Raw genomic sequence first — 11,896 nt, 5'->3', positions numbered from 1 at the left:
GACTGGCCTGCTATCGCGGATCATCGTCAACCCGGTCCACGAGGTTGGTTACACCAGTCAGCCATTCCTCCAGGCCGTCGTAAAACCGGTTCTGGGCGTGGCCCGCCTGGATATCTAGAAAACCCAGGACCAAGGAGCCGCCAAGCCCCAGCAGCGACGAGCTGAACGCCGTTCCCATGCCTTCCAGGGGTTCCAGCAGCCCAGACTGCAGGCCCGCAAACACCTTGCCGAAGTCTTCCTGACTCATATCCAGGTTTACAATGACGGCGCCTACGGAATTGATGGTTCCAAGCAGGCCCCAGAAGGTGCCCAGCAATCCCAGGAAGATGAGAAGACTGATGAAATAGCGGGTGATTTCGCGCTGTTCGTCCATGCGGCTGTGGATGCCATCCAGCACCGTACGCAACGACATGGTGGACAACGAGAAGCGGTCACGCTTGGAGTCGTCATCCAACTGTCGCGCCAGCGGCTTCAGAAGACGGGGTTCCTGCAATACGGAGAGCCCGGCGTTGCCGGTGCGGAACTGCGCAATCCAGCGCAATTCCGGAAACAGCACAAACACCTGGCGATAGGTGATGGCAATGCCAACCAGCAGCACACAAACAATTAACAGGTTGAACACCCAGTTCGCCATAAACGCGGCCTGCAATGGTTTGTGGATCAATGCACAAACCACCACAACGACCACCAGGAAGAGCGTCATCCAGAAAAGGGTATGCTTGGGATTGCTCATTAACGCCACCGCATTCGTCGGGAAACACGTTAAAAGCTAGCACAAGCTTGCCATTACTGCTGTCCACAACCCCACTGGTTGCGTTAAGGATTTGTTACCACCGCTCAAGGCTCGTAGCGTTGAGCGATACTGTCCAGGGCGCCGCTGTCGCGCGCTTCATCAAGCGCTGCCTGAAGGTCCTCCACAATGGCCGGGGCCGTTTCGTTGCTGACCGCCAGGTACATCGGCGTCTCACGGAAAACGAGAACCGGTTTCAGGCCAGTGATGTCGTGCTCTTCCTCCGCCACCAGAGGCCCCACGAGACCATCTGTCACCCAAAGGTCGGCCTGGCCCAGCACCAAACGTCGAGGATTCTGCTCACCGGATACATTCATGACCAGATCAAACCCCTCACTCACCAGATAGTCCGACATGACGTCGCCCTTGTACCCGGCAATCTTGTACTGCCGGGCACCTTCGAGGGACTCCAACTGGATGTTGGAATCGGGCGCGGCAAACAGGGTCCACTTGATCGACGCCAGCGGGCCGACCCACTGAAACTCGTCTTCCCGCTCCTCGGTTCTGGCAGTGCAGAACAGAGCATGGTTCTCCCGCCCCTGGACCCATTCGTAGGCACGGCTCCAGTCCCGCATCTTCATGACGTATTCGTAGTCCACCCGCTCCATCATGGTTTTAACCATATCGGTACAGATACCGGTGATATCGTCTTCATTATGGGCGAAGCCCTGCCCCGTGGTTGACGCGTTATAGGGTGGGTAGTTCTCGGTGAAGATATACAGCTTCTCGTCAGCAACGGCCGACGACACCACCGCCAGCATAAGGAGGCCTTGCAAGACCGGTCTAATGAACTTCAACGGGCCGGTCATTTCTGGGCCTGGTTTGGCTGGCATGCTTTTGTCCTCGTCGCAATGGGTAGGGGTATTGGTAGTTTAGGCTAGTCACTTTGAGCAATAATGCCAATACACCCGTCAATACCTTTATCCATCGGAATAAACAGATTTTCCGCTGAAACTGGTCTACCGTGAGGTGTGAAGAAGTGTAAAATCTGAATGCATGTTTATGGAATTGTTGGCAGCCGGCCTGCCCAGGGACCCCGTTTATGACAGAAAGCCAGACCCGTATCACCGGCCTCCGTCAAAACGCTCTCATCGTTGTTCGCGGTTTTATTCCTTGTGGATGTGAACTGGTCGCGGCCTCGTCCGGCGACGACGGCGCCCAACTGACACTGGCGAACCTCACTTCGCCTGGTCTGATACAACACCTGAATGGGTCGGACCACACTCCCGCCGAACTATTTCTGTTTGACGGTAATCACCCCACGCGTGTGAGTGGTGGTCTACAAGCTGCCGCTGGGGACAGTGTGCGGATGACCAGTGATCCCCACGACGCGGAAACCATTGAGTATCTGCGACGCTTGCCACAAAGGATTCCTGATCAGCTCACCCCACCCTCCGCCAGCTTGCCGTCGTTGCGAGATACCTACCAAAAACACACCCGGCGCCTGCTGGGCACCCTGGTAGCCGACTTCATCGACCACGCCTGCGAGGGTATCGGGAACGACCTTGAACAAGCGGCGGAAGTACGTGAGATCACCCGTCTGAAGGACATGCGCTTTATCTTCAACAGTCGGGGGGAGCAGATATACCGGGATTTTACGCTGCAGTTCCAAGCGTTCGACCACCAGCTCAACCCGAGTAAGGACAACGACAGCCAAAACGGCGAACTCAGGGTCGTGGAGCAGCATGTTTTTGAGGACTGGCTGGAACTCCAGATGGTGGCATCCGAGCTCGCCAGCAAACACACCAATACGCTGTTCGTGCTCAGCCAGTTGCTCAACCAGCTTTTTTCCTGCGATATCAGCGACCGCAGCAACCCTCTTTCACCACTGTCACTGTGCACCTGTCTGCAATTCGCCATTGATCGACTCGGTATTGCCCGACAGCATCGCGGCACGCTCTACCTTGCTTTCGAGACCGTGCTGGATGACCTCTGGCCCCGAGCCGCAGAGTCGCTGAACCGCGACCTTCGTGCAGCGGGCCTGCTGGCGCTCGATCTGACCAGCTTGCCTTCCAACTGGTCACTGAGGGAATCCAATAAGGCCCGGGAAGCACCAACGGAGACGCCCCATCCTGAAGCATCGGTGGTTGATTCCACGCCCCCCGCGGCACCCGCCTCTGCCCCTGGGCGTTCGTTACTGCGACTGATGAGCCTGCAACAGGATCCGGGTAACCTGCGGGATACCTGGCCACGCACCAACCCACAGTTTACCGCCGAACTGCGACCGCACAGAGACGATCTGCGCAAGGTGCTGGGCGAGCCGGGCCCCAGCATGGAGGAGGCCATTCGAAACCTGGCATCCTCCAATCCGGATCTGGAACAGGCACTTGATGACGGTACGTGGGACAAAGTCACCCTCGTGGATCGTCTGTTTGCGCCGCTGGAGCATGAACAGGGGCTGAACAGAACGCTGAGGGAACAGCTTGAACAGTTGAGACTTCCGGTTCTGGAGGTCCTGCTCGATACCTCTGAATTCCTTGACCGTGACAACCACCCGGCGAGAACCATCGTCAACGATCTTATGCGCCTCTGCCTCGCCGAGCGGAGTTCAAGCCGCAACCTGGAACAGACGGTGACGGGCATTATCGACGAACTCATCCAGACGGAAGAACGCGATGAAGCATTTTACCGATCCATCGGCACCCGGCTGAGGGGCCTGGTAAAGCGCCAGGAACAGTCGTTCCAGAGGAACTCTGAGCGTATCGCCAAGACCCTGGAAGGCAAGGAGCGCCTGCGGCAGACGCGGCTCGGCGTGCAGCGACGCCTGAACATGATCCTGGCGGATAAAGCCGTGCCAACAGTACTGCTTGATCTTTTGAACGCAGGCTGGGAGCAGTTGATCGTACTGGCGGTATTGCGGGAAGGCGCTGAGAGCCAAACCGCCACAAGTTTCATTAACATCGTTGAGCAGATCCGCCTCTGGCTATCGGGCGGAGAAACCAGCAAGGATCTCGCATTTGAGCGGGAACTGGAAAGCGACGCGTTGATCCAGCTTATCGACAGGGAACTACGTACGGTTGGCGAAGTGTCTCCAGTTCGCGATGTGGTGGCGAGGCTGACCCGGGAATTGCATCAGCAGGTATCGACCGAAACAGTAACCCTCGACGCCTATCCCCCGGGTTCCTGCCAGCTGGAGGAAGCGGAGGCCTCTACAGAGTCAGTTGACACCCGCTGGGCCCGGCGTGCCCAGGAAATTGGCGTGGGCGATTGGGTTGAGATTGTCCTCGACAATGGTGAAAAACGTCGCATGCGACTGGTCTGGGGCGGCAAGGATGTCTTTCGCTTTGTGTTCCTTTCGCCCCAGGGACTGGGTGAGGTGAGTTATCAATATTCCGAATTCGTGTCGAGACTGGCCCGCGGTGACGCGTGGCTCGTCAAGCAGGGAGACATTCCCTTTGTCGACCAGAGCCTGTTCGACATCGTTCAGGGGGTCTACAGCAAGCTCAACTTCGAAGCCACTCACGACGCCCTCACGGGATGTCTTCACCGGCATGATTTCGAGAAGCAGTTGGCCCAGGCCCTGTCCGTAATGGACGGCAAACCCGGTAGTCATACCCTGATGGTGTTCGACATCGACGAATTCAGTGTGATCAATGCCACCTATGGCACCGGCGTCGGCGACGAGCTCCTGAAACGGTTTGCCTCCCTGCTTCAGGATCAGGCTTCGGGACACTCCGGCGATCACTGCATCGGTCGACTGGGAGGTAACGAATTCGCACTGCTGGCCCAAAAGATGCCGGTGGAGGAAGGACTGGATTTCTCCGAACGGCTGCGTGACGCCTTTCGAACCGAGTCACATACCGTTGACGACACCGAATTCTCCGCCACCCTGAGTGCGAGCGTGTGCCCTTTCGAAGACACCCTACGCTCTGCCGGCGAACTGATGAACCAGGCCAACCTGGCGCTCAAATCCGCCAAGAAGAAAGGCGGAAATAGCGTTGAACTGGTTCGGGACCAATCCCAGCAAGTGCCCACCTCGGGCCCCCAGTGGGTACCCGAAATTGACCGCAGCATACGCGATGGCAGCCTGTACCTGAGAGCACAGCGGATCCTTCCCCTGACTGATGGCAGCAACGGTGACATGTACGAACTGCTGCTAGGCCTTCAGAACTCCTCCGGCCAGGAAATTTCCCCACAAAGTTACATTGAGGCCGCGGAACAGTTCCGCCGGAGTTCCCGTGTTGACCTTTGGGTGATTGACGAAGCAATAGACTGGATGGAAGGACACCCAGGCGCCATGGAGAGCATCCATACGTTCAACATCAACCTCTCCGGCGCATCATTGAGTGACGACGCCTTTCTGTTCGCCCTGGAAACGAGGATGAAGCAGCACAACGCCCTCACCCATCAGATCTGTTTCGAAGTCACCGAGACGTCCGCCGTTGCCAACCTGCATTACGCCGCCGATTTCATGACCGAGATGAAGCGGCTTGGGTGCCGGTTTGCACTGGACGACTTCGGAACCGGCCTGTCCTCCTACGCCTACCTGCAAAAACTACCGGTGGACTACGTCAAGGTGGACGGCATATTCGTCCGTGACATGGCCAGTAACCTGACCAACTACGCATTGGTTCGATCCATCACCGAGTTGTGTCATTTCCTCGACATGAAAACCATCGCCGAATATGTGGAAGATATGGAGACATTAGAGCTGCTTAAAGAGATCCAGGTAGATTTCGGGCAGGGATTCTGTATTGCAAAACCCCGGCGGATGGATAGTCTGGGGGCCACCGCAAAAGCCTGAAACACCACAATCACCGAATCAACGGGAGACCACCCATGCCAAACAGCGTAAGAATCACGTACTGTGCGGGCTGCAAGTGGATGCTTCGATCCGCCTGGATGGCCCAGGAACTGTTGAGCACCTTTGAAGAGGAGCTGAACGAACTGACCCTGATACCGGGCACAGGCGGAATTTTTGAAATTCATGTCAATGGCAAACGCATCTGGTCACGTAAGGAACAGCAAGGCTTCCCCGACATCCGGGAACTGAAGCAACTGGTTCGAAATGAAGTCTCGCCCGATCGATCACTCGGCCATACCGACGGGGTACCCACAGCCTGAGCACTCTGGTGTACATGCAAACCGGCCGCCATCATCGCCGGGCGACATAGCGAAACCATTTATTTACGTCCAGGCCTTAGACATTGGTTTCGTAGTGTCTTGCTGCAAAGGACGTTTCAGGCCACTATCATGGCATCTCTATTTGCGAAAACGAAAAGGCAACGCATGTTTCTTGAACGCTACCACGCCACCCAGAACGGACTCGTACTGATCAGCGCGACCCAGGCCAGTCGATTTGCCAAGGAAGTGGCCGGTGATTTTAATCCGATCCACAATCCGGATGCCCGGCGTTTCTGTGTTCCCGGAGACCTGTTGTTTGCCCTGCTATTGTCACACTTCGGCCTGTCCCGACAGATGACCTTCCATTTTCGCAGCCTGCTCGGCGAAAATGTTCCACTGGACTTCCGCGAGGACGACGACGGCCTGATTCGCGTCTACGATCAGAATGACAAGGTCTACATCGAGGTGGAACGCAGTGGTGAGCGGACTCACGATGACACCGTGATTGAGAACTTCACTCGCTGCTACGTGGCCGCGTCCGGCAAGAACTTCCCCCATACGCTCAAACCGCTGATGGAAAATGCTGGCGTGATGTTCAATCCGGACCGGCCAATGATCATGTATCAAAGCATGAGCCTGGCCCTGGATACGCTTGATGCGCCAAGCCCCGACCTTGAACTCCATAACGCGGAGCTGAAGCCGGACGGAAAGCGTGGCAATGTCTCACTGGACTACCGGCTGATCTCAGACGGCAACGTTGCCGGCGAGGTTTCCAAAAAGCTTGTGGTCAGTGGCCTTCGTGACTATGACGCCGGTGCCATGGATGCCGTGGTCGAGGAGTTCTATCGGCTCAAGGAAAAATCCTGGGATTGATGGGATGTCAACGCCCGTAAGCCAGGAAGAGAAACAGGCAGCTCTGGCCCGCCTGAACCGATTCAGTCAGATGGCCGATAACGCTATTGGCATACCCTTCACGCGCTTTCGGATCGGGCTGGAACCCATCATCGGCCTTGTTCCGGTACTCGGCGACCTGGCCGGGCTGCTCATGTCCTGCTACGTACTCCTGGAAGCGCACCGTGCCGGAGCCAGCCCCCGGGTCAAACAGCAAATGGTCAGGAACATGCTGATCGACTTTTTCGGCGGCCTTGTTCCGGTCATTGGCGACGTCTTCGACTTCGCCTGGAAGGCCAATGTCCGGAATACCCAACTGCTCAGGGAGCACCTGGAATCCGAACTGAACGTTCAGCAAAAGCCGCGGTTCCCCTGGATGCAATTCCTGGTGATCGTGGGCACCCTGGCAGTATTCACCGCCCTTGTGGCGGTGTTTGCGCTCTGACTCAGGGTCACTACGGATTTATCCCCAATGCTTTCTGGCCTTAACTCGGTACATGTCACCCTATGCCTGTGACCCGTCATCACCAAGAGGACAGACAACATGGCAAAGACCCAATGCTCCAACTGCGGAGCCAGCCTTCCCACCGAAACGCCTAAATGCCCGGAATGCGGGAGCCTTCAGAGCTCCAGGCCCAAAATGATTATCGGCGCCGCCGGCGTTCTGATCGCAGCCCTGGCCATCGTGCTCGGCGCCATCTATGTTATAGCCAAGGATGAGCCCGCCAATCCGGCCGGTAGCACCACCGAGATCAGGCCCTAGCACCCCGTCTGGCTTCTAGGGAGAACCATAACAACAAACCATGAGGCACGCATGAGCGATACCACACCCGATACAGTCTGGGACTATCTGATCCAGGGTGCCAAGGTCTTCGACGGTATTGGCGAATTACCGGTCCGCGAAGACATCGCCATCGCAGATGGCAGGGTCGCAGCACGAGGGCCGGACCTTGATCCGCAAAAAGCGCACAAGGTCATCGATGCCACTGAACGCTGGGCCATGCCAGGGTTGTTTGACATTCATACCCACTACGACCTGGAGCTGGAGGTTGCCCCTGGCCTGCCCGAATCCGTGCGCCATGGCACCACCACGGTTGTCATTGCCAACTGTAGCCTGGGGCTGGCGTTTGGCGCACAGCGCAAGGACGGTGCAGACCCGATTGTGGACTGTTACGCCCGAGTGGAGAACATTCCCAAGGACGTCCTGCGGGCGACCGCCGATCGAGTGGACTGGAAGAACCCGAAGGAATACATCCAGCATCTGAACAGACTTAGCCTGGGCCCGAATCTGGTCACCATGGTGCCGCACTCAATGTTGCGGATTGAGGTCATGGGGTTTGACGCCAGCATTTCCCGTGACCCCACGGAAGACGAACTCAATGCCATGGAGGCCTTGCTGGAGCAGGCCATGGATGACGGCTATGCCGGATTCTCCACCGATGCCCTGCCGTTCCATTACCTGGCCAACCAGCCCAATACCCGCAAGACCATACCCACGCAGTTCGCCAAGTACCCGGAAATCAAACGGCTGACGGACGTGGTACGGCGCAAGGGCGGTGTCTGGCAGGCCACGCCACCGAAAGACAGCACCATGGGCACCATCAAGACTTTTCTGCTCAGTTGTGGCCTACTCCACGGCAAACCACTCAGAACAACGGTGGTGGCTGCCCTGGATGTGCAAAGCAACCGCAAGATCGTGCGGCTGGCGAGATTGCTGGCCCGGGTTCTCAATTCCCGCCTTTTGCGGGGTGACTTCCACCTGCAGGCCCTGGCCGCCCCCTTCAAGGTATGGTCCGACGGCGCCGTAACGCCGCTCTCCGAGGAGATTGAGGAACTGCGTATTCTCAATGAGACCGAACTGGAGGACCGTGAAGGCCGGCTGAAAATCCTCAACGATCCAGCCTACATCGAGTCGTTCAAAGCCATGTGGATGAGCGGCAAAACCGGTTTTGGTCTCAAGCGCCTCAAACGACTGGTACGCCTGGAGGACTACGCCTTCAATCGTACCCTGGCGGACATGACCATCGACGTATGCCCCCTGAGAGAATGGCAAGGACTTACCTTTGCCGATGTCTTCGCGCGGGTGAAAGCCGCCAACGCAGAAAAACCACTCGAAGGCAGCGATGCGGAACGGGCCCTGCTGGAAGAACACTTCTCTGGGGTGAAAGACGAAGGCGATTTCGTGCTGGCGATGCTGCGGGCGTTCGACCGTGACCTGAGCTGGTATACCGTGTCCGCGAATCGTAACGAACGCGTTGTCCGCAACCTGCTGATGGATCGGCAACTTCTGCCTGGTTTCAATGACAGTGGTGCCCATCTCACCAACATGGCCTTTTACGACGGCAACCTCAGAGCCCTGAAACTGGCCTCTGACGGCGGCGACATGGATGTAGCGTATATGGTACGCCGTCTCACCCGAGACCCTGCGCGTGTATTTGGCGTCAAAGGGGGTGGCATCGAAGTGGGCGATCAGGCCGACCTTATCCTGGTAGACCCGTCAGCCCTGCGCCGCATGAACCACAACAATACGGTGCAACGTCAGTACCGTGAGGCATTTCAGCACGAGCAACTGGTTAACCGCACCGACGGTGTGGTGCCCCTGGTGATGATTGCCGGTCATCCAGCGTGGCACGGAACGTCGTTCGACAATGCACTGGGTCAGAAAAAAATGGGCACCGTACTGGACACCACCTTCTGACATCCCGCAATCCTGTTGCCAACACTGCCTGAACTCTAATATTGTTCAGGCATGGACAAGAACACACCGGTTCCCCGCCTCGCCTTTCTTTATCCTGGACACGCTGCCGAGGATGACTACCCACGTCTGGCCGGAATGATCTCACCACCAGCTGAGGTGAGAGTCATACATACGGCGTTCGATGAAGATGCACATACCGTTGACGCACTCACCGAAATGGGAAGCCCGGCGCGCCTTACGGAAGGAGCCGGACACCTTGAAAATGCGGATATGGAAGCCGTTTTATGGACCTCCACCAGTGCCAGTTTCGTTCGTGGCATCGACGGTATAGGGGAACAGATCGAGACGCTCGAAAACCTGCTTCATATCCCGGCCTCTACCACGGCCATGGCATTCGCCAGGGCGGTTACCGCCATCAACGCCAGGCGGGTCGCCATCGCGGCTACCTACCCGCGGGACATAGCCCTGCTGTTCAAAACGTTTCTGGAGCACTTCGATATCGAGGTGGTGCACATAAACTGCCGCGGCATTATTACCGCAGCGGAGGTGGGCACGCTGGAGAAAGAGGCCGTATTGAGGTTCGTGACGGACAATGACCACCCGGACGCAGATGCGCTATTGATTCCCGATACCGCATTGCATTCCGCCGCCTGGCTGGAAGACCTGGAGGCAGCGGCGGGCAAGCCGGTACTGACCGCTAATCAGGTCAGCTTCTGGGAGGGGCTGAGGCTGTGCGGCAAACTGACCCCGCAATCCGGCCTGGGTACCCTGTTCCGGGTAGACCCCTGGAACTAGGCCGCCTGTTTTCGCTGCTGCGTTACCACCAGGGCAACCCCGGTGATGGAGATAACACCCCCAATCATCGCAAGCACGCCCAGCCTTTCATCAAACAGCCAGTATGCTTCCAGCGCTGTGACAGGTGGCACCAGATAGAAAAGACTGGCCACCTGTGAGGCAGCACCGCGCCTGATAAGCCACATCAACAGCAGAATCGCCCCGATGGAAACACCGAACACCAGCCAGACCATCGACCAGATCAACGGCTGAGCCCACACCACCTCACGGGTTTCAAACGCAAAGGCACCAACGGCGAAAAACGTTGCCGCAGCACTGTACTGAATGAACGTACCTGCGACGAGATCCGACTGGGTGCCGTTACGTTTCTGGTACACCGTGCCCAAGGATATGCCGCCCAGGGACAGCGCAGCCCAAAGCAGAGTCCAAATCGGGAAATCGGAGGCGGAAGCACCACCGCCGAACTTTTCCAGCAACACCAGTGTTACACCGACCAGGCCCAGTGTCAGCCCCAGCCATTGCCGGCCAGACACACTTTCCTTCAGTACCAGAATCGCTACAGCCGAGGTTACCAGCGGCTGCAGGCCGACAATTAGCGACACGATTCCCGACGGCATGCCCCCCTGAATCGCGTAGTAAACCCCGCCCAGATAACAGCCATGCACCAGCAGGCCTGTGACCGCCAGGTGACCGGCACCACGCCAACCAGGCCAGCGGGTTTTCATTATCCAGGCGAGTACGCTGAGCAGTACCAGCGTAAACAGCATGCGTATCAGCAGGAGCGTAAACGGCTCAGCGAAGGGTAAACCATACTTGGCGCCAATGAAGCCCGTGCTCCACAGCCAAACAAAGAGCGCCGGCACAAAAAACGAATAGAAAATCGGGGGCATACGGTTAACCGAGAGGCAGACGAATGTGAGTCTGCCCACTGTAACCTGTGACTGACAAACAAAACAGATACAGTAAACGGAATTAACAACCAGTACAGATGTTCAGGGCGGGTCTGTATGGCCGGTGCAATTCCGAAACGCCATCTAAATGCTGCCGTTCTTCTTGTCCGAGTCGTCCATCAGTTTGCGCTCGGTTTCATTCCACTGTTCTGATAAAGCGTCGTAGGCGTTGGAGAAGCCCTGCTTGGCACGTTCCCAGGCGGAGGATGAACTGGCCTGCAGCTCGTCATACCATTGCTGGACGCGTTGCCGCTGCTCCTGCAGTGACTCAAGGCTTTTCCTTGACCGTTCCCGGGCCGTGTCACTCATGTCGTCCCAATTCTGATCCAGTTCCTGCTGTAGCGTGTCTATGCGCTTGTCGAGAGCTGAGAGCGTATTTTCAATGGCTGTTTCCGCCTCTGCTTTCTGGTCCGCACCGAACTCCTGCAACGCCTGGCCAAGCTCGCGGGTTTCTTTTTTCAGCGACTCAACCGAAGAATCCCCGGACGATTCCGCCTGCAGGGAACCGGACATGCCAAGTGCAAGAACGAAAGCCAGAGAATAACCGAGTTGTTTGAAGAGCATTGAAATTCTCCCGATATTATTTGGTAGACAGTAACAACTTTTGTCGTAAAACCGCACCTTAGCAAAGCTTAATCAACCGACAATAAAGGTAATTAGACCAACAAAACAATCGTTTGCAGCACAAATCATTCTCTTGCGAAGCGT

11 protein-coding genes are annotated in these 11,896 nt (G+C 57.0%); 7 read left to right on the top strand and 4 right to left on the bottom strand.

Features of this window, described 5'->3' with window-relative positions; all coding sequences use genetic code 11:
* Nucleotides 1–10: 10 nt before the first annotated feature.
* Together AXW11_RS01880 and AXW11_RS01875 are read right to left on the bottom strand one after the other, a co-directional pair.
* A complete protein-coding gene (locus AXW11_RS01880) occupies nt 11–733 on the bottom strand; it encodes a hypothetical protein (RefSeq protein WP_036209409.1) in 723 nt (240 codons plus the stop codon).
* A gap of 104 nt (nt 734–837) precedes the next feature.
* Nucleotides 838–1,623, bottom strand: a complete 786-nt coding sequence (locus AXW11_RS01875; protein ID WP_075197018.1) for a substrate-binding periplasmic protein — start codon at nt 1,621–1,623, stop codon at nt 838–840.
* 209 nt (nt 1,624–1,832) lie between these two features.
* On the opposite strand from AXW11_RS01875, the gene AXW11_RS01870 reads away from it, so the two are divergent.
* The 7 genes from AXW11_RS01870 to AXW11_RS01840 all read left to right on the top strand — a co-directional run bounded on the left by AXW11_RS01870 (nt 1,833) and on the right by AXW11_RS01840 (nt 10,238).
* Nucleotides 1,833–5,534, top strand: coding sequence for a DUF1631 family protein (locus tag AXW11_RS01870; RefSeq protein ID WP_091640850.1), 3,702 nt, complete (start codon nt 1,833–1,835; stop codon nt 5,532–5,534).
* Between the two features lie 35 nt (nt 5,535–5,569).
* Complete coding sequence (locus AXW11_RS01865; RefSeq protein WP_041334180.1) at nt 5,570–5,854, top strand: Rdx family protein; 285 nt, start codon at nt 5,570–5,572, stop codon at nt 5,852–5,854.
* A 165-nt stretch (nt 5,855–6,019) separates the two neighbouring features.
* Entirely contained in the window at nt 6,020–6,727 is a 708-nt protein-coding gene (locus AXW11_RS01860; protein WP_036209399.1) for a DUF3581 family protein, read from the top strand.
* Nucleotides 6,728–6,731: 4 nt separating this feature from the next.
* A complete protein-coding gene (locus AXW11_RS01855; protein WP_041334179.1) occupies nt 6,732–7,190 on the top strand; it encodes a DUF4112 domain-containing protein in 459 nt (152 codons plus the stop codon).
* Nucleotides 7,191–7,289: 99 nt separating this feature from the next.
* A complete protein-coding gene (locus AXW11_RS01850) occupies nt 7,290–7,508 on the top strand; it encodes a hypothetical protein (protein WP_126811866.1) in 219 nt (72 codons plus the stop codon).
* A gap of 51 nt (nt 7,509–7,559) precedes the next feature.
* Entirely contained in the window at nt 7,560–9,443 is a 1,884-nt protein-coding gene (locus AXW11_RS01845) for an N-acyl-D-amino-acid deacylase family protein (RefSeq protein ID WP_091640847.1), read from the top strand.
* A 51-nt stretch (nt 9,444–9,494) separates the two neighbouring features.
* Complete coding sequence (locus AXW11_RS01840; protein WP_041334178.1) at nt 9,495–10,238, top strand: maleate cis-trans isomerase family protein; 744 nt, start codon at nt 9,495–9,497, stop codon at nt 10,236–10,238.
* Here the strand turns inward: AXW11_RS01840 and AXW11_RS01835 are convergent.
* Nucleotides 10,235–11,128, bottom strand: coding sequence for a DMT family transporter (locus AXW11_RS01835; protein WP_091640845.1), 894 nt, complete (start codon nt 11,126–11,128; stop codon nt 10,235–10,237). The two genes, AXW11_RS01840 and AXW11_RS01835, sit on opposite strands and share 4 nt — an antisense overlap.
* A gap of 144 nt (nt 11,129–11,272) precedes the next feature.
* Nucleotides 11,273–11,752, bottom strand: a complete 480-nt coding sequence (locus tag AXW11_RS01830) for a sll1863 family stress response protein (protein ID WP_052479482.1) — start codon at nt 11,750–11,752, stop codon at nt 11,273–11,275.
* Nucleotides 11,753–11,896 lie beyond the last annotated feature (144 nt).

Source organism: Marinobacter sp. Hex_13, from assembly GCF_001566815.1.
GTDB classification, from domain to species: Bacteria; Pseudomonadota; Gammaproteobacteria; order Pseudomonadales; family Oleiphilaceae; genus Marinobacter; species Marinobacter salarius.
Note: the sequence above shows the minus strand (reverse complement) of the source record. Positions and strands in the feature narration are given on the sequence as shown.